At 41.4% G+C, this 21,703-nt stretch carries 19 protein-coding genes and 1 tRNA gene; 8 read left to right on the top strand and 12 right to left on the bottom strand.

What is annotated here, in order from left to right; genetic code table 11:
• Nucleotides 1–32: 32 nt before the first annotated feature.
• The gene (locus tag QTP81_RS07195) at nucleotides 33–731 is read left to right on the top strand and encodes a hypothetical protein (protein ID WP_289364681.1); all 699 of its coding nucleotides are present in this window, start codon (nucleotides 33–35) and stop codon (nucleotides 729–731) included.
• 598 nt (nucleotides 732–1,329) lie between these two features.
• On the opposite strand, the gene QTP81_RS07190 is transcribed toward QTP81_RS07195, so the two are convergent.
• Together QTP81_RS07190 and QTP81_RS07185 are read right to left on the bottom strand one after the other, a co-directional pair.
• Nucleotides 1,330–3,561: a response regulator gene (locus QTP81_RS07190; RefSeq protein ID WP_289364680.1), complete on the bottom strand. Its 2,232-nt coding sequence runs from the start codon at nucleotides 3,559–3,561 to the stop codon at nucleotides 1,330–1,332.
• Nucleotides 3,558–4,094 (bottom strand): YfiR family protein, encoded by a 537-nt coding sequence (locus QTP81_RS07185; protein ID WP_289364679.1) that lies wholly within the window; start codon nucleotides 4,092–4,094, stop codon nucleotides 3,558–3,560. The genes QTP81_RS07190 and QTP81_RS07185 overlap by 4 nt, the downstream gene beginning before the upstream one ends.
• 176 nt (nucleotides 4,095–4,270) lie before the next feature.
• Between QTP81_RS07185 and QTP81_RS07180 the strand changes: the two genes are divergently transcribed.
• Nucleotides 4,271–6,460 carry a TonB-dependent receptor plug domain-containing protein gene (locus QTP81_RS07180; protein ID WP_353059719.1) on the top strand — a complete coding sequence of 730 codons (2,190 nt, stop codon included), beginning with the start codon at nucleotides 4,271–4,273 and terminating at the stop codon, nucleotides 6,458–6,460.
• A 127-nt stretch (nucleotides 6,461–6,587) separates the two neighbouring features.
• On the opposite strand, the gene QTP81_RS07175 is transcribed toward QTP81_RS07180, so the two are convergent.
• Nucleotides 6,588–7,046 carry a globin family protein gene (locus tag QTP81_RS07175; protein WP_289364677.1) on the bottom strand — a complete coding sequence of 153 codons (459 nt, stop codon included), beginning with the start codon at nucleotides 7,044–7,046 and terminating at the stop codon, nucleotides 6,588–6,590.
• Nucleotides 7,047–7,382: 336 nt separating this feature from the next.
• Here QTP81_RS07175 and QTP81_RS07170 point away from each other — a divergent pair, with 336 nt between their 5' ends.
• Both QTP81_RS07170 and QTP81_RS07165 read left to right on the top strand, forming a co-directional pair.
• On the top strand, nucleotides 7,383–8,930 hold the full coding sequence (locus tag QTP81_RS07170; RefSeq protein WP_289364676.1) for a sensor histidine kinase: 1,548 nt from the start codon (nucleotides 7,383–7,385) through the stop codon (nucleotides 8,928–8,930).
• On the top strand, nucleotides 8,908–9,267 hold the full coding sequence (locus QTP81_RS07165) for a response regulator (protein ID WP_289364675.1): 360 nt from the start codon (nucleotides 8,908–8,910) through the stop codon (nucleotides 9,265–9,267). The genes QTP81_RS07170 and QTP81_RS07165 overlap by 23 nt, the downstream gene beginning before the upstream one ends.
• Before the next feature lie 132 nt (nucleotides 9,268–9,399).
• Here QTP81_RS07165 and QTP81_RS07160 read toward each other — a convergent pair whose 3' ends face one another.
• The 4 genes from QTP81_RS07160 to QTP81_RS07145 form a co-directional block, all read right to left on the bottom strand.
• Nucleotides 9,400–11,877 carry a heavy metal translocating P-type ATPase gene (locus tag QTP81_RS07160; RefSeq protein WP_289364674.1) on the bottom strand — a complete coding sequence of 826 codons (2,478 nt, stop codon included), beginning with the start codon at nucleotides 11,875–11,877 and terminating at the stop codon, nucleotides 9,400–9,402.
• A 360-nt stretch (nucleotides 11,878–12,237) separates the two neighbouring features.
• Nucleotides 12,238–13,029: a DUF4198 domain-containing protein gene (locus QTP81_RS07155; protein ID WP_289364673.1), complete on the bottom strand. Its 792-nt coding sequence runs from the start codon at nucleotides 13,027–13,029 to the stop codon at nucleotides 12,238–12,240.
• A gap of 17 nt (nucleotides 13,030–13,046) precedes the next feature.
• Nucleotides 13,047–13,922, bottom strand: a complete 876-nt coding sequence (locus QTP81_RS07150; RefSeq protein WP_289364672.1) for a copper resistance D family protein — start codon at nucleotides 13,920–13,922, stop codon at nucleotides 13,047–13,049.
• Between the two features lie 42 nt (nucleotides 13,923–13,964).
• Complete coding sequence (locus QTP81_RS07145; RefSeq protein ID WP_289364671.1) at nucleotides 13,965–14,312, bottom strand: copper resistance CopC family protein; 348 nt, start codon at nucleotides 14,310–14,312, stop codon at nucleotides 13,965–13,967.
• Nucleotides 14,313–14,904: 592 nt separating this feature from the next.
• Here QTP81_RS07145 and QTP81_RS07140 point away from each other — a divergent pair.
• Together QTP81_RS07140 and QTP81_RS07135 are read left to right on the top strand one after the other, a co-directional pair.
• Nucleotides 14,905–15,147: a hypothetical protein gene (locus QTP81_RS07140; RefSeq protein WP_289364670.1), complete on the top strand. Its 243-nt coding sequence runs from the start codon at nucleotides 14,905–14,907 to the stop codon at nucleotides 15,145–15,147.
• Nucleotides 15,148–15,489: 342 nt separating this feature from the next.
• Nucleotides 15,490–15,855 (top strand): toxin-antitoxin system YwqK family antitoxin, encoded by a 366-nt coding sequence (locus tag QTP81_RS07135; RefSeq protein WP_289364669.1) that lies wholly within the window; start codon nucleotides 15,490–15,492, stop codon nucleotides 15,853–15,855.
• 36 nt (nucleotides 15,856–15,891) lie between these two features.
• Here QTP81_RS07135 and QTP81_RS07130 read toward each other — a convergent pair whose 3' ends face one another.
• Entirely contained in the window at nucleotides 15,892–16,020 is a 129-nt protein-coding gene (locus tag QTP81_RS07130; RefSeq protein ID WP_289364668.1) for a hypothetical protein, read from the bottom strand.
• 436 nt (nucleotides 16,021–16,456) lie between these two features.
• The gene (locus QTP81_RS07125) at nucleotides 16,457–17,437 is read right to left on the bottom strand and encodes a GGDEF domain-containing protein (RefSeq protein ID WP_289364667.1); all 981 of its coding nucleotides are present in this window, start codon (nucleotides 17,435–17,437) and stop codon (nucleotides 16,457–16,459) included.
• Nucleotides 17,438–17,880: 443 nt separating this feature from the next.
• Here QTP81_RS07125 and QTP81_RS07120 point away from each other — a divergent pair, with 443 nt between their 5' ends.
• Nucleotides 17,881–18,573: a CPBP family intramembrane glutamic endopeptidase gene (locus QTP81_RS07120; RefSeq protein ID WP_289364666.1), complete on the top strand. Its 693-nt coding sequence runs from the start codon at nucleotides 17,881–17,883 to the stop codon at nucleotides 18,571–18,573.
• A gap of 234 nt (nucleotides 18,574–18,807) precedes the next feature.
• Here the strand turns inward: QTP81_RS07120 and QTP81_RS07115 are convergent.
• Nucleotides 18,808–18,884 (bottom strand) — tRNA-Pro (locus tag QTP81_RS07115).
• 162 nt (nucleotides 18,885–19,046) lie between these two features.
• Here QTP81_RS07115 and trhA point away from each other — a divergent pair.
• Nucleotides 19,047–19,697: a PAQR family membrane homeostasis protein TrhA gene (trhA, locus tag QTP81_RS07110; RefSeq protein WP_289364665.1), complete on the top strand. Its 651-nt coding sequence runs from the start codon at nucleotides 19,047–19,049 to the stop codon at nucleotides 19,695–19,697.
• Nucleotides 19,698–19,817: 120 nt separating this feature from the next.
• Here trhA and dcd read toward each other — a convergent pair whose 3' ends face one another.
• Both dcd and apbC read right to left on the bottom strand, forming a co-directional pair.
• The gene (gene dcd, locus QTP81_RS07105) at nucleotides 19,818–20,408 is read right to left on the bottom strand and encodes a dCTP deaminase (RefSeq protein WP_289364664.1); all 591 of its coding nucleotides are present in this window, start codon (nucleotides 20,406–20,408) and stop codon (nucleotides 19,818–19,820) included.
• Between the two features lie 87 nt (nucleotides 20,409–20,495).
• Nucleotides 20,496–21,608 carry an iron-sulfur cluster carrier protein ApbC gene (apbC, locus tag QTP81_RS07100; protein ID WP_289364663.1) on the bottom strand — a complete coding sequence of 371 codons (1,113 nt, stop codon included), beginning with the start codon at nucleotides 21,606–21,608 and terminating at the stop codon, nucleotides 20,496–20,498.
• Between the last annotated feature and the right edge of the window lie 95 nt (nucleotides 21,609–21,703).

The following is a 21,703-nucleotide window of genomic DNA, read 5'->3' as shown; positions in this document are numbered from 1 at the left end:
TGCACAAAGAATAACCATGGATTCACTGCATCATGAACAAAACTATTAGCAAGCTGTTGAAAGGGTTTGCACACTTTTGGAAAGATTTAGTCTTACTTGTTCTGGGTATTTATCTCGCCCTTTGGACTGAAAACAAAGTTGAACAATGGAACAATCACCAGAAACAGTTAGATTATCTGTATCAACTGGAACAGGACTTGTTAGTCGATCAAACCCACATAAAAGAGCTTATCGGCGCGCTAGAGGCCAAAGAGCAAGCATTGAGAGATGCAATACAGTTTTTTATTCAACAGGATTCTTCATTAGCAACGCGAGACGCTGAAGAAATGGCAGTGCAAACAGCTGGCGTGGTAAACAATTATCACTTTTTTACGCCGCAAGATTTCACGTTTATATCAATGCGAGAAAGTGGTGATTTTAAACTAATCACCAACGAGCAAGTAAAGCGAGATTTACTCAAACTTAATCGCCGCTACGCACTCCAAAAAACCTTACAGCAAAACTATTTACAAGGATTAGATGATGAATTCATCCCTATGTGGGTGCGTCACGCCGATATGATTGAAAACAAGCTCATCGACCCCAGCATACTCACACAGCCAATATTCAAAAACATGTTGGGATTTGCCTGGAATGAAACAGCTGTTCGCTTAAGAAACCTCCACTCAGCTCAACAGGAAATTGCCGAGATGATTGAGGCTTTGAGGGCTACGCAAAACGCAGATGATTAATTTTTTAGCGCTCCCCGGCTCATATTAACGAGAGAGCTGAAGTAAAGACTAACGACAAGCTGTTTGTACTAGCTTCTTTTATTTGCGCACAAATCAGCGCAACAGCGAGCGATACCATTGAGAGCTCATATCAAAGAGGAGCAAGGTCCAGTCATTATAAACACGTCTCGGAATCGTTAGTGTAGTGATCGATTCAGACACAGCTGGATGCGTCGGAAAGCTTGGGAGAAAAGCTGTAATAGAGTAATTCACGGGCAGCAATTCAACTAGTCTCTATATCATTTTAGTCAAATTACAAACGAACTAAATCAACAGCTGCTCATGGTGATAGTCAGCGAAATGAGGCTTAATGCGGCCACTCACGGGCCTCCATAAAGAACTTCTATTTGGCTATCCGTTAGTAACTTTTAAGCGCAATAGACTCGGCCCTACGTATCTCAAAGGCAACATATGATTGCCATTATTAGGTAACAGTTGCACGTAATCAGATATGAGTTTGTGCGTATAGTAAAGTGCAGAAGTACGCTTAAGTAAAGTCATTGAGCTGCTACTGCAGGCCTTATCAACAAGAAACAATCCGTTTACTGATTCAGTGTGGCTATGAGTTCAAATGAAGACTGATCTGAGATAATAAGTCTGAAATTTTGTATGGTTTTTTCATTACACTTATCGATTTATTGATTAACTGCGTTTGTTCTAGTTTTTGAAATGTGTATCCGCTAACCAGTTGAACTTTTGTATTGGGGTAATTACTTGAAATGAAGTTGGCAAGATCAATACCACTCTCGCCAGGCATGATAATATCAGAAATCACTAAATCATATTGATTATCTGCGAGTAGTTCGAGAGCATCTTTTACGTTGCCACAACCGCTCACATTATAGCCACTTTCAGAGAGTATCTCTATCAGTATCTCAGTTAATTCTGGCTCGTCATCGACGATAAGAATTGAACCTTTATTGTTTACATCACTGTTCATCAACTCGGCAGACGGTGAGTTTTCTGTATCTGAATAATGGTTACTTTTAGGAAAAAGTAGCTTGAATGATGTCCCTTTTTCAGGAATTGAATCGACTGTGATATCGCCGTAGCTACGTTTCACGAAGCCATATACCTGACTCAATCCTAACCCCGTTCCCTGCTGTCCTTTGGTTGTAAAAAAAGGTTCGAATAACTGTTGCTTGATGTCATCTGTCATCCCACAACCATTATCCACTACTTCCAGTAAGACTGAACCGGTCTTAGCCAAAGATTCATTTAATACAACCTTGTTATTATTCGCTGTTATGTTCTGTGTTCTTAAAACAATCGTGCCACAACCGTCAGTTGCAAATGCTGCATTCAGTACCAGATTCAGAATAGCATCTTCGGCGTCTGCAATATCAATGTCACAGAGCCATAAGTCATCGGCCAATTCCAAATTTATTGTCACACTGACGGTTACCGCTTTTTGCAACATTTCATGGTTATTTTTTAAGATGTCATTTAAATTACAGGTACAAACTTCCATAGCTCGCGATTTTGAAAAAGATAACAATCTCGACGTAAGTTTCTTCCCTCTATCGCATGTGGCTGCTAATTTTGTAGTAATTGAAGAAAGTTCGGGGTGAGATAATTCGAGAATAGACACATAACCACTGATGATACCTAATAAGTTGTTAAAGTCGTGGGCTACCCCGCCTGTTAGTTTTCCAAGCGCATCCATTTTCTGCGTCCGCCTGAGTTGCTCCTCTTGCGCTAATCTATCGGTAATATCGGTCGAGATGCCGCATACAGCTCGAACTTCACCCGAATGAGAAAATAGAGGAAACTTTTCAGAAATGTATACGTTAACGCCGTTATCTCGTGGGATGTGTTCTTCAAGTTCATGTGGTACGCGAGATGATGCTACCATTTCGTCGTTTTTGGTTACTTTCAAGGCGGTTTCATAGGGCAAGATATCAAAATCGGTATATCCAATTACATCCTCTTTATTCAGTTGAAAAATTTCTAAGTATTTCTGATTAATAAAAAGATATTGACCGTTAATACTTTTCACATAGATAACTGCTGGAGAGTGGTCCATGATTTCCTGTAAGTTTTGTGAAAGCTCTTTGTAGTCCTGTTCACTCTTGTAAAGCATCTCACCGTAGTCACGCAATCTCTCTAGCATCTTATTAAAGGCGTGACCTAAATTGGAAATTTCATCGCTCCCTGTTACCTCCAGCGTATTGGAAAAACTTGAAAAATCCTTAATGCTTGTTATTGCTTCTATCTGAGTTTTAATGGGGTTTGAGATGACGCCTTGTAATTTGGAGGCTAACAGGATTGAAAAACCTATCGCGAGTAATACCAGTAAAAAACTAACCAGAGACTGACGCTGCAACGTTTCAGACAAAACTATTAAGTCAGAATAAATAAATATCGTCCCGATAATACTCTCATCTAACGTTATCGGTTGTTGAACAGAAATCAGCGTATGGCTCTCTCCCTCCCCCCGCAAAGCATGACCTTGGCAAGTGAAGTCTGTAATGTCTCTCTGATATGTAGCTATCAGGTTGCCGTGCAAATCAATAATACATCCGGACACGACGGATTGAATATGTGATAACACTTCCAGATTATTTTCAGCCAGTTCATTATCCTGGAATTGAATAGCGGCCACAGTTCTATCTGCGAGAATAGCCGCCAGTCCACTAGTTTCTTTCTCAATACGCGTTCTTTCATCCAAAAACTGATAGCCAATACTAATAAAAAGGAATATGAATAATGTTATTGATGTACAAGCTACTGCAATGAACATTATCTTGAACTTTATCGAGCGTTTGGCCAGTTGCAGCATCAAGCTCATATGTTCACCTCCTGTGCAACTTCCAGAAGTTTAGAGCTTATACGAAGATTTTTTTCACGAGCCAACTTAAGGTTTACATTAAAATTGATTCTATTATCACTGCCATATGTGAATTCAATTACCCCATACTCGTGAACGAAACCTCTAACGTCCGCAATGGTCAATGTTGGTTCATTGAATGTAGAAATAAGATAAGGCCGCAGAACCTCAATGTGATGGTCCATAAAATACATCACATGACAGGGATTAGCATCCGCTAAACTCTGAATATAGATTACATCTATTGGTCGTTGTTTAACCGTCATTTTATTGAGCTTTGTAAACTTGCTGTCGCTCGTTTTCGAACCAAGAATACAGATATTTAGTGCCGTATTTTCGTTTTCAAAACTGCTAATTGGCCACTCAATAAAACGGATTAAATTTAAGACCAGTGCCGCCTTTATTTCTTCATCATCCACGTCAAGCTGAGAGCTGACCGAATTACACATCAAGATGGTCAAAACAATCATGATTGGAGCTTTCACAATAGACATGATTAGTCGGTTACCCTCGGATGAATAGATCTATTTGTCTGGTCAAAACGAGAAAAAGATTTTTAATGGCTTGATATTAGTGTGGTCTATTTCACGTTTTTTGCCAAATTAAAAACACCTGTTACGTTTTAATGAGCTATAACCTATTTAATAAGTTTGAAAATAAGTAAAGCTCTATGTGTCATATGTGCCAAATCACAACAAAATGCCATGTAAATAAGCGCTATCGATTCCGAAGCAGACTGCCTCTTGTTTTCGTGTTCATTATTTCTTGTTACAGCGGTGAAGCTCTCACACAAGAGGAGTCTATTTTTAATAAAAGTCTCGATGAGCTACTTAGTTTTGAGCTAAGTTCATCGGCCACTTTGACCCCAACCCCTCCAAACAAGGTCCCGGCACGAACTACAATCATTACCAGTGAAATGATCCGACAATCAGGAGCAAGAAACCTTGACGAGTTACTTGAAATTTATGTGCCAAACTTACAGCGCTCCAAACATGGTGCGACTGGTGTGCATTTGGGCATTAGGGGAATTATCAGCGATTTAGATAATAAATTGCTGATATTGGTCAATGGCAGAGTAACTAATCATCTCGCTACATATGGCGCTATTTCCGAGCGTTATTTGTCTATGCTCGGTGATATTGAATCAATTGAAGTAGCACGCGGTCCTGGCTCTGCCATTTTTGGTCCTGGCGCAATAAGCGGTGTTATTCACATACGCACCTTTTCAGCGAAAACCTTCGCTGGCAATGAGGTAGTCGTGAAAAAAGGTGAAGTAGAAAACTTTTGGATGTCAGAGTTCCGTAAAACGGTTGACGTTAACGATGGCCTATCTTTATTTATGAGTGTAAGCATAGATGATTATCATGGGGCCTCTGCCGATGATGCCCCGGTGGTTTATAGTAAAAGCTCAAGTTTTTTTTCCGCGGGAGAGCACAACAGCTCGGCATCTATAGTTAATGATAATAGTTCTCGAAATGAACACATACGGCACAAAGTTCATGTACAAGCTTCTTGGGCTACTGGCGAGGCGTGGCTTAGGAGTGTAAAGGCTGGGACACAGTATGTAGACGTCCGGCATCGGTTCGAAAGTATGGGTTCATTTGAACAAAGTAAACGAGGTATTGGCTATCATCATATTACTGCTGCGCTGGATAACCAACTTCACTATAGCGATGACCTTGCGATTAATCTCCGCGTTACATTTGATCAGTTTGACGTGGTGCAAGACGCTGACTCATTCGATGTTTTAACATCGCCGGACTACGAAAACACTGCCGCAAGCGGCGAAAGCAGAGCGACCATTGCAACCCAGATTGACGCAAAGATAGATGACCATCACTCTTTTTCCGCATTACTTGAGGCGAAATACGGCAGGTTTTCAGAGTCCGCACAACTAGTGTCTGACGATCCACCGCACAATATTAGAAATGAGTTAAAGCCGTTCAGTACGGTTACCTACGGCCTTGCGACAGAATATCAATACATCCCGACTGATGATTGGAGGTTATTCGTCGGGGCGCGGATAGATTATCATTCATTAGCTAGTTGGATGGTTTCTCCAAAACTTTCATTGGTTTACAGTCCAAACATCTATTCCGATTTTAAACTTGTCTTAAACCGTGGAACTAGAAAAAGCGAAGAGTTAGTTCTGCGTAATCAGGTTGATGACAACATTGCTCCCGATATCGAAAAAATCATGTCGCAGGAACTGATATATTCACGATATTTAGATAGACAAAAACAACTGCACATTACAGCATTTCGATATAAACACGATTTATTGGGTTTTCTACCTCAGAAAGGAACCTCAGCTGAGATTGGAACGATGAATGTAAATGGTTTGGAAATTGAGTTCGCATCTAAAGCTCACCATTTAGATTGGAATATTTCTCATAGCTACACTCAATTACATAACTTTGAGTTGAAGTTTGACGAGTTACGTAATCAGGTTCAAACTGCTGAGCCCTACGGTTATGGAGATGATTTAGCTAATTGGTCTCCACACATCAGTAAGGCTAACTTCGTGTGGCATGGCTCAGAAAACTGGAAATTTAATGGTTCGTTGGTTATCTATTGGGGCTTTCCTGGCGCGGAAGACTATACACGTTACAACAACGAAGTCTTAATGGCATCAAATCGAAGTCAGTCTGAGGGCGAAACAAACGCATTTGATACCAGCGCGAGACTGAACTTGGGGGTGAGCTATTCATTATCTCCGAGAATCACCGTGGGGTTGCACGCACATAATGCACTTGGGTGGGCAGATAAGGAATTAAATAAAAACAACTTTTATGCTCGGATGGCAGGTTATCGCATAGAAGCTGCATCAATAAGCGCTAGTCTTAATATACGTTTTTAGTCAACCCATACAGTAACCACTTTCGACAATATTTAGGTAACTATGCGACGCAATGTGACATTGTCGTCAAGGGAAATGACAGTGTGTTTAATGTTATGGAGGATGTACAATTTAAGAACAATTTGGCCTAATTATTATACCGCTTAGTGTTTTGAAAAGTAGTGGCATTGTAATTCGAATACGCCGCACTTCTCATCACTTCAGCGACGACTCTGTATAAATCTATCCAAGCCTGTTTGACTTCTTGATTAAAATCAGTCTTTAGCCCTTGGCTCAATGCAAACAGTAAAGCATTCCCCACTGGAGTATAATCTTCAACTTTGACTCCATATTCGACGTGTTTTATCGCTAACTTTTGCAGGACAGGAACCAAAGAATCAAGATCTGACAAGCCTTTTACAGCGGTACCAAGAGTCATCATCAGTTTCTTTCCTTGAGACTTCATATCATTCTTGAAAAGCGGCTTCAAACTAGGGTCGTACTCAAATAGTTTGCCGTAAAACAAGGTAGCTGCTGTCTCTGAAATGGGGGCGACTTTTTCAAAACTACTCTGGATCAAAAAGACTTGACGTTCAGTTAAAGACACTTTACTGGTTACCTAAATTTGGGTGTTTAGACCGGAAGTATAGTCGACGCAATTCGTTTTACCAGATTTTAAATCAACAAGGAGAATGCACGTGCATAATTTTTAAGAAGAGATATTAACCGTTATTCAACAGTAGAATTGTGTAAGTCAGTACTTGGTAGCTACAGCATACATTTTACAATGTTAGCTAAGGGCATAAATATTTAATCGCTATTGGCCATTTCGTGGCTAGTACCCTACTATGACCGTAGCGATTTTGGGCGTGAGGTGTGCTATGTAACTTAAATCGAGCAGCTTACTACCAGATTAATATACGCTTCACACTAGAGAGAAATTATGTTTTTTGAAATTGATACTTCAGCTTTCATGCCGCATGGTCATTGTATACTTTGGAAACCTGAATTGCTGTTCCCAATCGTGCTTTCTGAGATCATGATTTTTATTGCATACACGTCAATACCTATAGCAATTTTCAGATTCCATAGAAATAGACCTGACCTCGATAAAGATTCAAAAAAAATATTACTCTTATTCTTTTTTTTCATACAGCTATGTGGGATCACTCATTTAATTTCAGCATACAATTACTGGCATAGCGAATACGTTCTCGCAATGTTTGTAAAGGTTGCTACAGCTGTAGTTAGTCTTTTAACCGCGTACACATTGTTTAAAGTATTACCTAAGATCATAAATCTGCCATCCCCTAAACAACACCTAAAACTTATTGAAGAGTTAAAAACACTAAACAGTCAATTGGAAGATGAAGTTCAAAATAGAACAGCCCTTATTACTAAACAAAACACTCTTTTAGAAACTTTAGTAGAGGGATATCCCGGTTCAATTGTTAAATATGAGCCTAAACTAGAAAACGGTAATATCGTGGATTTTCACAGTACCGTAGTCTTTGATAAAGCCAGTCTTGTAGACGGTATAGCGAAAAATGATCAAGATGTAGGCAAATCAATGTTAGCTGCTTTCCCTGACTTCGCAGAAAACGGCCACTTCGACTCTGCAATAGACGCATATATGAATGATAAGCAAGTGATAGAGGATCCCATTTATAATAGAACACTTAACAAATATTTTAGGGTAGTGAGCTTTAAAAAACCTGATATGGATTTTCTTCTAGTTTACTTTACAGATGTTACGGAACGGGAAAATTTAAAGTTAGATGCAATCAACAACTCAAAGTTAATTAGTTTGGGTGAATTATCAGGCGCTGTAGCACATGAGATTAATAACCCTCTTCAGATAATAAGTGGTAGTGCTGAGATGTTGCAGAACTCGGTAAGTTCAGAGGATTTCGTCGGGGCTAAATGCCTAAAGAACATTCATTCTACAGTAGTGAAAATAAGTCAAATAATTGATAACCTCAGGCGACTATCGCGCAATGAAACCGGAAAAATTGATTCCGTTGATGTTAACAACGTTGTGAAAAAAACTGTCCAACTATATGAGCAAAGAATAAAACTTAAAGACATCAAATTAATAGAAGTTTATGAGACCGGTGATAACGCGTATGTGCAAACAATAGAGGTTAACTTAATCCAAATATTAAACAACTTGCTATCAAATGCCATTGACGCACTGCACAGCAATTCAACAAACGATAAATCGTTAATAATTAAAGTCGAACGAGACCATTGCGATATAATTATAAAAATTATAAACAATGGGCCTTTAATTAAAGAGGAGGTTAAGGAACGAATGTTTGAACCTCTATTTACAACAAAGGATGTGGGAGAAGGAACTGGTTTGGGTTTGTCTCTTTCTCGTAGATTGGCAGAAGAAATGAATGCCGCATTGTTGTTTGAACAAACAAATGAAGCAGTAATGTTTATTCTGAGGATAAAGAGTATCGATGAAAATTCTCTTCGTAGATGACGATCCGTTAATCGTTGAACTTTTCGAGATGGATTTGAAATATCATTACGCTGATTGCGTTATATCAACAGCTACTAATGGGATAGAAGCGGTTGACTTGTGCATGAAAGTTAATTTTGACTTAATTTTCACGGACGGAAAAATGCCCAAAATGGATGGAATCGAACTCATAAATCGGTTGAATGAATTGCAATACGGCGCGGACATCGTTCTGGTAACAGGGTATCATAAGTTAGTTGATGAGATAAATTCTGAAAAAATGGGGATTACTAAGATATTGTATAAGCCCATCAAGTTTGAAGAGTTACATGCATGTGTTGACGCTGTTAAAAAATAACCCCTCACACACGAGTGTGTGGTAAGACCCTATTTAAAATAACGTGTTATTGTAGAAATTCGCTAAACAGCTTTTCAATAATTGTTTGGTCACAGTGAAACCATAAAAGCCTGTCCGCCTGCTGAAGTAAACTCAGAAATCGACTTGCTGATTGGGTTTAAATTTGTTTAGCCTTAATGCGTTTCCAATCACGAATAATGATGATAGCGCCATTGCACCGGCTGCCAATCCTGGCGAAAGTAACACGCCATAAGCAGGGAACAGAATTCCCGCTGCAACAGGGATAAGAATAGTGTTATAGCTGAACGCCCAAAATAAATTCTGTTTGATATTGCGGATAGTCGCCACAGATAGCGCTAACGCATTTGCGATACCGTCCAATTTATCAGAAATAAGCACCACGTCGGCGGACTCGATTGCAATATCAGTGCCTGATCCTATGGCGATACCGACATCTGCTTCGGCTAACGCTGGGGCATCGTTGATACCATCACCGACAAAAACAACACTTCCAAATTTCTCCCTAAGCGTCTTCAACGTATTGAGCTTCCCCTCTGGTATAACTTCAGCAACAACATGGTCAATACCAACCTGGCGTGCTACTGCCTCTGCAGTACGCTGGTTGTCTCCGGTAAGCATTACCACCTGAATCCCCTGTTGATGCAGATTGCGAACGGCTTCCGCAGCCCCTTCTTTGATGGGATCGGCCACCGCGATGATAGCAGCGAGTTTGCCATTGAATGCCGCATACAAGGGCGATTTACCTTCATTACCCAGCCGATTTGCCGCATCTGCAAAGCATGATATGTCGATGCCAAGTTGAGCCATCAAACGATCGGCACCAATCTCTATCCGCACGTCTGCAGCCGTTGCTTTAACCCCAAAGCCTGTCAAAGATTCAAAAGCTGAGACTGCGGGGAGATCCAATTCATGCGACTTTGCCTTTTCCACGATGGCTTGAGCAATAGGGTGTTCTGATTTAGCTTCCACTGCCGCAACAAGCGCTAACGTCTGATCAGTGATAAAGTTATCGTGCACATAGAAATCAGTGACCACGGGGCGACCTTTTGTCAGAGTTCCCGTTTTATCCATGGCGATCAGTTTTGTATCTTTAAGTTGCTGTAATGCTTCACCTTTACGAAATAGTACGCCCAACTCTGCGCCCTTTCCTGTGCCAACCATGATGGACGTCGGCGTAGCCAATCCCATTGCACAGGGACACGCTATTATTAGTACCGCGACGGCATTAACAACCGCGAGACTAATACTGCCAGGAGGTCCCCAAATCAACCAGGCAAAAAACGTCACGACCGATAAACCGATTACAGCAGGAACAAACCACATTGTGACTTTATCTACCAAACTTTGGATGGGTAATTTGGCGCCTTGTGCGCCCTCGACCAAGCGAATTATTCTAGCCAAAACAGTGTTTGTACCAATTGCTGCAACCCTAACGGTCAATGCACCAGTTTGGTTTATAGTCCCACCAACAACTAAGCTTCCAACATGTTTCTCGACAGGAACTGATTCTCCAGTCACCATCGATTCGTCGACATAGCCGCATCCATTAATAACTTCTGCGTCCACAGGAATGCTCTCGCCTGGATGGATCTCTACAATATCATCAACTTGCACTTCACTAATTGGTATATGAATACGCTGCTCGTCACGTATGACCGACGCGGTTTTGACTTGTAGCCCCATCAGGCGTTGTATAGCCTGAGAAGTTTTACCTTTTGCCCTAACTTCAAATACTCGACCTAACAAAATAAGTGTAATAATGACTGCAGCAGCTTCAAAGTAAACACTTCGGCTTCCCGCTGGTAAAATAGCAGGAAGGAATGTTGCAACTACAGAGTATATCCAGGCTGACGATGTTCCTACTACAACTAGTGAGTTCATATCTGGCACTCCTCGCAGCAGCGCAGGTACGCCTTGTTTGAAGAAGCGACGTCCCGGAACAGCTAGCACGACAGACACCAGAATAAATTGAATATACCAGTTCATCTGCGTCCCTATCGTTGTAGCGATATGATGGTGGAGTGAGGGCACGAGATGGACGCCCATTTCCAGGACAAAAACCGGCAGGGTAAGCACAGCGGCAAACGTTAAATCCCTTTTTAATTTTACGTGCTCTTGATCTTCAATGAGGGCTACAGCCTCGTGTCCCGGAGGCTCATATTCAATATGACGTGCTGAATATCCGGCTTTTTCAACTTCATTGACCAGGTCTTCGATCGTTGCAAAGCCCGTCACAGTCGCCCTATGATTTGAAAAATTTACCACTGCCTTGCTTACCCCTGACACGTTGGCCAGTAACCGCTCTACTCGAGCAACACAAGAGCTACACGTCATCCCCTCAATTGCGAGCACGGTGTTACTTGGCATGACAGAGTAACCCGCTTTTTCCACTGCATCGACGAGTGCTTGCTGATCAGGCCGTTTGTCAAAAGATACGTTTGCTTGACTCGTAGCAAGATTGACCACCGCTCGGCTAACATTAGGTACTTTTGCTAGCGCTGATTCAATACGTCCAACGCACGAAGCGCAGTTCATTCCTTCTATTGGTAGAATAATATGCTGCTGCACTTTCGAAGTACTTTCTGACACGTTACTCACTCCTTAGCTACGATTTAGATCTAATGAGTTCAATATAATCCTTAAAGCGACTCTAAGGTCAAGCGTCCACCAGCTACAGTGAGCACTGAAAGCGCAAATTTCACAGGAACAGTTAAGTTAAACAAGGCTGTTTGGCAAACAATATTATCTAACAATGTTACCCGTAGTAGGATTAGAAGACGTGAGCGACTGTTTCATATGCGAAAAGAATTACTCGTTGTGAAAAGTTTTTTTACTTGTCTGATCTGGTAGTAATAGCGTTACATCTTATGTGTAAAAATAGTGAAATCCACTTCTGCCTTTACTGAACATACCGCTCTATCTGATATTAGTTGACCAGAAAAATATACGTCAACGTAATAAAACTAGTGTGGCCTGATCACTATGATATGGACCTTCGGGTTCATCGGTCACAGAAAGTGCAATGGCTGCAAGCATCAAAGTCCCAGAAAATGTTCCACTTATATTAACTTTTCCGTTTGGGTCTGTAATCAGCGTGATAGTTTCTTTTGCCACGTTCTTCACCTCCACCGGGTGATTCGAAAGAGGTTTGCCCTCATACACAAGCACAAAAATACTTTCGGACTCTCTCGTTCCTACAAACTCTAATTTTTGTCCGACAGGTTTAGCCATAAATTTTAAGCGAGCGTCGCACAACTCGACACACAAAAACGTCTTGGTATGTTTGACATAGCTTCTTTGCAAGGCCGGCTTCCCTGGTAATGCATGAAATGCCTCTCTCAAGCGTGCCGACGCACCGATTTCCTCTAAATATCCATCTACATTTTCATTATCGATAGCGCCTGAACGAACTTTGGTACTGAGCGCGACTGTCACTAAGCCACTTTTTGGTGCTGTAAACCCTATTGATAAATACTCCTTACTGAGTGCAAACGTTGGAGAATTTATTATTTCTTCATTCAACTTGAGAGAGGTGAATTCAATTCGACTTTCATCGATACCCCAAGTTTGTTCTGGAAAAGCTAACCCACTGGATATCCTTATCTCTGCATTACTACCTATTGGGTAGTTCTCTTGCACAGGCAGTAGAAACGTATCATGAGCAAGCGCCTCTAAAGTGATTATGCTACTAAACAAACATATCCAGCGGATAATCAATTGTTGTATCTGTATTTTTTTCATATTCACCCTTCTTATTTTTAAGGGGTTGGACCAACAACGGTTGTCAATATAGCCGTGACCACCAAAATAGATAAAGCCACTATTATTTCAATCGAAATCGATTTCGAAAGCAACGCACGACCATTACTGCCGCGTATAGCAGGAACAAATCTCAATTTATTTCTTGCTGCAACACATAAAATAATCACGACCAGACTCACTTTCCCCAACAAAATCAGACCGTAGCTCGTATTGAAAAGTGCTTCTACACTTCCAATCAGCTCTACGGCAAGAAGGACTCCAACCATCAACGATAAAGTTACCATCACGAAAGCGTGTCTCCCAAAACACTCCATCGTTTCAATAAGCTTGTCGTCATCCAAAGACAGGCAAGCAAGCTTAAGCGGATACAGGGCTCCAAACCACCAGGCCATGATACAAACATGGAATATCAGCAGTAATTGGTCTGTGACCTCGAGTTCAGAGATATGGCCCAATTTAGTGAACGAGTAAGACAATAAAAGTACAGTAACGATCATCAAAAGTTGCACGCTACTGCTCAGAAGCTTATTCAATTTAAACTTCCAGGAAACCATCACGAGCAGAGCTACTACAATCAATCCTCCCCCGCGATACAATGCGCTCTCGCCAATTACGCTGCTCCACATCATCGCAGCGAGAACTGGGTCAAATGCGCCTAAAAACCCATCCTCTGCCATTAGCCCAATGGTCGCAAAGAACCAAACGATAACAGCGAATACTGCAATCAGGACGAAACTGAGCGTTAACTTATGGAAGTCAACAATCGAATTGTTTATGAATAGTGTACTGTTGAAGGATTTGCCGTAAGCAAACAAAGCATGTCCGGTAGCGACTACAAAACCGAGATAAAAGATTAATTTTGATACGATCACCACACTGTTCCATATGTACATTTCCATATTGTTCGGCCAGATTCAGTGAATCATAAAGTTAATACGTTCTTTCATTTTATGACCATCCTCGCCAAAGAAAATCATTTCTACTACATAATTTCCAGTAGCAAGTTGGGGTAAACCCCATGAAAAGTTATCACCTGAATTTTTGACTGGTTTGAAGCCAAAATTAACTTCCTCACCTTTTGAATCTGAGAAAGTAACTTTAAGTAGTCGCACATCATTGCCGAACGTTAAAGATAGCCGTTCGGGTGAGCTTGCTAACATCGCATTGTTAGTAGGTTCGCTATTTTGGAGCTGCACATGAGCAAGTAAAACACTTGAAAAAAAGAAAGCTAATACTGGTGTAAATTTAACTAAATATTTCATAAATACCCTTAACTACGCTGTGAATCTTCGATAAGTGTTGTGATTCCATATTTGCACTGCATAAACCCATAATTAAATCATGTTCTGCACAACTAAATCCGGATACTTCTCATAAGGAATTTCGCTTATACTCGATTGATAATAAAGTACCATTATCGGCAAAAAAGCACTATATGTTGGAATAGCGCAAATACGTGTTTACTTCATTTTTCATATGCTCACGTACTGGCTGAGGTACTTTTAACAGCCAGTGGTGCAGAAAGTGCCGAAAAATCGTTTAACAACGGCATTATCTTCACAAGGTCCAACAATCTGTCACCTTGGCTCTTATTTCGTAAGTCGCCAGTAAATTGTGATAACGTTTACTAGTGTATTAAGAGCCTCTATCGTTTTGGAATACTGTGCCCTTGGGCAGTTGCTTGTGATTACAGACATTCTGTCCATGCGTTTAAACTTGGGAGGAAAACAATTGAAGGAGTTAACTTTCACACGGTACACATTTTCGATGCCTAAGCGAATACCTAGCCCCGAAATACCATTGTTTCTTCAACCGCACACAGTCCTGCCTAGCTATCAATACACGAGAGAGTGTATGTTAATAGAAGTAATTAACGAGGCGCGCATGAAAGCGCAAATTAAAGAAGGGTTTGAAGCGCTAACTGAAGAAGATACGCAAATAGCACTACCTTTTGATATGAATTGTATTTTAGTCGCCGAGACGATGAACATTGATGAGATGACGTTGATAGTCTCCACCAGACAGACTTGGCAAATTATCGCTGCAATACGGGGTTCCAAAGATCTACTCTTTAGCCAGATTGCCGTTAAGTTTTAGCGTTTATTATCTAATCTAACACCTGGTTCAGATTCAAGGCCCGTATAGCTCTTCGTTTATGCTTAATTGGCGCCTTCCACAATCTCCATTTTCTCCAAAACTTGGCAATATTGAAACTGGCTTAGTGTTGTTAAATAGCAGATAGTGCTCGCTCTACTAATAAGCGTTTTGATTTCATGGTAGGCCCCTAGTAGCGTTTATTATTTCCGAATTCATCAGCCCTTTTGAGTCTTTTTTTGAAGGCCTTTCAGAGCAAAACAATTTATCGCATATATTTCCTCAAGATATTCAAGAGCTCAAAGTGATGCTTTAATAAACAAGGATTAACAAGAGGTGCGGTTTTTGTACACTATTTATAACCAAATAAAAACGACTTACTATCCCAATGGTCTAATTCAAAGCCAGGGGCCGCATGTTGATGGCAAAGATGTCGGGCTTTGGGATCACTGGCATGAGAACGGATATCTCGAGGCGCAAGGTGAATACTTGAATGGACAACGTCATGGTTTTTGGCAGTTTTGGTATGATAATGGTGAAAGCTTGAAACAGGGTGAATATATTGCGGGTCTTCCGTCACGCGAATGGGTGTTTTGGCACCGCAATGGGCAGAAAAAAGCTCTAGGAACGTTCAACAAAGGTTACCTAGTCGCCCGATGGATTCATTGGGATGAATCGGGGGAAATTTTAAAAATAGAATTTTACAAATAAGTTCGCCAATAAATTAAGATCGACGAATGAATAAAATTAAGAAACGTTAAGTAAACCGATGGGGTCATCTCTAAGCATCGGAAAAGCATTTTGTAATAATTGCTTAGTCGCATTACTCAAGTCCATCATCGCTTGCTTAAATCGGGTGTGACTATTAGCAGACATAAAATAAAGACAAGCCAGAGTTAAATACAGTGCGCCTAGCCCTTTTGGATATCGAGCACAATTGATATACACAGAAATTGTGTGGGTTTGTGAAGATATGAAGTTTATCTGACCAAGCTAGGCAGAAATATTTTTGTTCAATATACCCAGTGATTGATACGAGTTAGGCGATTAAACAGCGATGCTCTTAAACGTTGCTATGTGTTTAGCGGACATTATTAGTTTTAGACCCCTTGGCAATGAGTGTTTGCTCATGAGAGATACGATTACCAACGTTTTGATACGCTCGTCTAATTGAGCATTAAAGTGTGAAATTCTGAGATTTCATTACATATTAACGATCAGGCTATATTGAGTTATTCGTGTAGTTGAGGTTCGCTTTAGGATCTCAATGCTGACAGAAAACATTGCAAAACGTGTCACGAAGGAGCGATAACTACATGCACACAATCCTATTTCGCCCTTGGGCTTTGGCCCGATAAAGCCGTTTGTCACACAGTGATATCCATTTCTGCGGCGATTTCTCGACAGTTAGTTCACAAACGCCAATACTAACCGTGACTTTGTGATTGGCAATTAGACTGGCATTCTCCACCGCTAACCTAAACCTTTCCGCTATAGGTTGCGCCGATTCAGCAGGAGTATCATGAAGTACGACTAAAAATTCCTCGCCACCTATTCTGTACAGAGTGTCAGGCTCGCGAAAATTATCACGCATCAACGTAGCTATACTTTTAAGCGTGTTGTCACCCGTGATATGACCATATAGGTCGTTAATCGTTTTGAAATTATCAATATCGATCATCAAAATCGTCATCGGCGTTCTATAACGTTGGTTAATGTTGATTGCATGTAGCAGTGCATCAGTCAGCGTTGCTCTATTTTTAAGACCCGTTAACGCATCAGTAAAAGAAAGTTTTATCAGCAATCGGTTTTGACTGTAAATTTCCCGAACACACATGAACAAAAACCCACTGGTACCAATGAGAACTAAAAAAAACCGAGAAAATTCATTTGATGGCATTACCTTGTAGGCGAAGGGTGTAACGATAATGATGAATACCACATTGATCGACGCTGCGAGCCTCAAAGGGAGAGCGAAGTAAAGTACGAATACCGCTGCAAAAGACCAAAATGATGCTGAGATTCCCAACTTATACAGAGAGTAAATCGAAAGTACAGTGATCACAGGAGCGATCCCAAACAGGCTGAGCTTAAGACTGTATTTGCCGCGGTGACAACGATAGGCAGCTAAGACGTAGAGGCTCATTAAAGCTGCGATGCCTGCTGCGATTAAATACTGTCCTTGGATTACGTCAACCACCAAAAATGGGAACAAAATCACACTGGATATCAAGGCAATATTTTTTGTTGAATTTACAACAAAGTTAGGGATTTTTTCGTTAAATTTTTTCACATAACTATCTCGTGTGGAACTACTCATGTAAGTATAGTTTCTGACTTGTCCTCTTTAACCTAAATCAATACGCAGAATGACTGGTCTTTGATCTGTTTCAAGATTACCTATACCTTTAATTTTTTATCCTCCTTCGGAAAAATACTTTTTTGTCACGTAGGCTTAACGGACTGCCATTAAATTGCTCATACCGTTCGTATTACTTATTTCATGTCGAATGACAAAGAGTCATTCTGACTGAACCGTTATCTTAGCAACCCTATTGCTTCATCTATTGCCAGGCAAAGCATGTCTACATGGCGGGAACGCGACTGACCAGAATGGACGTCTAGTAAGCCTAAAAAAGCGCAAGGTCGAATTGATGTCGGAATAATCAGCAAATTATCTAATCGCATGTCAAATGCTAAACTTAAAATCAGTGTTGAGATGCGGAAAATAGTTCAATGGGCAAGTTAAATAAACCGAACGTGCTTCGCGACGTCTTGATTGTTGGTTCTCCAATTATTTTATTAGGGATAATTGGAAGCATTATTGGTGTCGAATCGATATTGGGCGGCACCGTAATAAATATCGGTTATGTCATGATGATGTTATTCGGAGCAATAATATTAAAACGTCAATCAAGCAGTTGGTCGTCGCTAGGGTTAGCCTTTCCCAATAGCTGGGCGAAAACGCTCTTTCTCGGCGTGGTAGCGTTTGTCGGCGCTCTACTGCTTTTTATTGCTGTCCAAATTATTTTTATTGCCGTTATCAGCTTGTTCGGTATGAATCCTCAAGAAATTGACCAAAGTCGGTTCAACCCTATCAATAATAATACTGAACTCTATTTGTTAATGTTGGCACTAGCGTGGACTACTATTGCGTTTGGCGAGGAAATGTTTTTCAGAGCTTTTCTGATTACTCGCATGTTGGGTAATTCATCAATAAAAGAATGGCAAGCAGCAGTTATTGCGGGAATACTATTCGGGCTGATTCATTTTAGTGAAGGTGCCGTGGGAATTCTATCAAATGCATCTTTCGGAATATTTTTTGGCTGGATATTTGTTAAAACCGGACGAAATCTATGGATTCCAATCATTGCACATGGATTCTTAAATACGATGCGATTCACGATTTTATATTTTGGTGTTCAATAAAATATATTCGGAGTTTTTAAATTTTTGATTTGACAGTTTACCGCTACAACAAAAGAAAAAGTCAAAATCACAGATTTTAACGCAATCCCATATCTTCAACTTGAGATTACGGCTTCGCGGTCAGAATGAAAAGGAATTGCGGTTAGTAGACAAAAAAATTAGGAAATAAGGGGTGAAAAAAACATTGCACTGTATTCGTTTTATATTACTAGTGGTTTAGTTTATTGGTTTGATTGGTCGGTGTGAGAGGATTCGAACCTCCGACCCCTGACACCCCATGACAGTGCGCTACCAAGCTGCGCCACACACCGACCGAAGCGCGCATTCTACTTATTTTGCCTTTTATTGCAAAGATAATATGACGAATTAGTCTCTTAGTTGCTGTTTTTATGAACTTTCGATGCCCCATTTCAGTGTACACTTGTACGCTGAAAGTCTACAATGTACATTCCTTAAGCAAGTTTTTCGTCATTATGTTTTCTAAAAAATCATCTATCAAAGAGCACGCATCTTATTCCACCGTTGAAGAGTGGCTCAATGCGGGTACCCATGCAATCGGTTTTTGCCTTGCCGTTGTGGGTTTAATCGCGCTTGTCATCAAAAGCGACTCTGTCGCCGAAAATGTCAGTGCATGGATATATGCATCAAGCCTCGCATTAATGTTTCTTTCTTCAGCGGTTTATCATTCCGTGCGCAAAATCAATGTTCGCGAGGTGCTTCGCAAAATCGACCACACTGCCATTTATCTGCTGATTGCGGGGACCTATACACCGTTTCTGGTGTTGTCTGTTGGTGGCACGCTTGGCACTATTGCAATGATTGTCGTTTGGGCTATTGGTATTGGCGGTATTGTATTTAAAACCACAATAGGTCATCGCTATCCGAAAATCGGCGTCATCACTTACGCGGTGATGGGTTGGCTAGCTATTTTACTGATCTACCCCATCTATCAATCACTGACAGCTGGTGGCTTTGCATTATTGCTTGCGGGTGGCTTGTGCTACAGCGCAGGTATCCCTTTTTACATGTTGAAGTCTCGTCACTACACGCATGCCGTTTGGCACTTATTTGTTGTAGCTGGCGCGGCGTGTCATTTCTTTGCCATTTACATGCACGTAATCTAGGCACTAAAGAGCAGACAACCACAGCTTTGAGCCCTGGTTTCCAGTCATGAGTGCCGTTTTCGAAAGCCTCTAAGCGGGTGTTGGGTCTATCGCCCCGCTGCGTGGCTAGGCGAGCTATGGTTAACCTTTACTGTCTGAGCTTATGCGGCTAGCAATTGCACCATCTTGGCCTTTGTATTTGGCGTCGATTCTTGCATTGTAGGGTTTCTCAGCCGGGTTTGATAATACTTCAAAAGACAGTGCACCGATTTTCATGCCGGGTTTGAGGGCTAGAGGAAGCTTACCGCTATTGAAAAACTCTAACACGATTTTTCCCGACCAACCTGGATCGATACGATGTGCAGTTACATGCACCATCAAACCTAAACGCGCAAGCGATGAACGACCGTCTAACCAGCCAACAATATCGGCTGGCAGCGTAACCGATTCGTGTGTAACCGCTAGCGCCAATTCGCCGGGGTGAAGGAAGAATGACTTACCTTCGGGTACGAGTATTTCATCACTCATTACCGAATTCAGTGCTTCTTCTACGTCTGATTTTTTGCCACTTAAATCAATGTAGGGAGCCTGATGATCATTGAATACACGGAATTTGTCACCTAAACGAATATCAACTGTTACACCGCTAATTTGCTCATAATCTGGCGTTGGCGAAATAGCAATTTTACCATCTTGAATGTAGCGATAGATATCGCGGTCGGACAATCGCATGAATACTTCTCCCTTAGAAACTGGCAGGTCTGCCAAGCGCCGCTATTATGCGGCGCGAATCCACAGCTGGCAACTATTTAGACAGAATTATGAAGGCGTCACAATCGCAATAGGATCGCCTTTTACGACCCCGTGTGCTTCGCTGTGTTCGTCTAAGCTAAATGCCAATTGTTGCGACAAGGTTCGCGCCGCATGCAAATATGCCTCGGTGAGTGGCGAATCAGGCTGGTCGATGATAAGACTATTGCCATTGTCAGCGTGCTCGCGGATTTGAATGTCCAATGGCAAACTACCCAGTAATGGGACGTTATGTCGATCAGCCAAGCGCTGGCCCCCATCTACAGAGAAGATGTATTCCCGCTCACCGCATTTTTTGCATTGGAAGTAACTCATATTTTCCACCAGCCCCAACACCGGAATGTCGACTTTTTCAAACATCGCGATACCTTTCGTCGCATCAGCAAGCGCGATATCTTGGGGGGTCGTAACGACTACAGCTGCAGTCAAAGGTACCTGTTGAGACATCGTCAGTTGAATATCACCGGTGCCTGGCGGCATGTCCACTAACATGTAGTCTAATACTGGCCATTGTGTATCATTAATGAGCTGCCCCAAAGCGCGGCTTGCCATTGGCCCCCGCCACACTGTGGCATTTTCAGCAGGTACTAAATAGCCAATCGAATTGGACACCACGCCATGACTCACAATGGGCTGCATATGCTTATTATCGGCGCTGACGGGGTTTTCGTCTTGAGTCCCCAGCATGATGGGGACTGACGGTCCGTAAATATCAGCATCCAAAATCCCCACTCGTGCGCCTTCTTGTTGTAAAGCAAATGCCAAATTAACCGCCGTAGCCGATTTGCCAACACCGCCCTTGCCGGAGGCGATAGCAATGATATTTTTAACATTGGTAATGGGAGTTTTCGCACTGTGCATAATTGGGATATCAATGGACACTCTCACTTTGGGTGCGGATAAATCGCCAAAGCGAGCTTTAAACTCAGTTTCCAGGTGGTCTTGAATAATGGCAATCTGAGACTTCGCTGCGAACGGCAAACCAATTTCAAGTTCATCGCCATGCTGCTTTACCCAACGCTGTGCCTTATTCGGTTCAACAACGAAATACTCAATTAACAAGGTAACCAGTGCTTCAATTTGCGCCGACAAGTCTGGCGTTTTACTCCCAAACAGTTTCATCCAATTAATCCTCGTGTAAGACGAATTTACGGATGCAAACCCAGCCCTTTTACGCTAGTATTTGCAGCCATTTTTATAATCCTAATTGACTATTC

The organism is Neoalteromonas arenosi (assembly GCF_030362855.1).
Taxonomy (GTDB): Bacteria; Pseudomonadota; Gammaproteobacteria; order Enterobacterales; family Alteromonadaceae; genus Alteromonas_E; species Alteromonas_E arenosi.
This window is presented reverse-complemented; position numbering and strand designations above follow the sequence as displayed.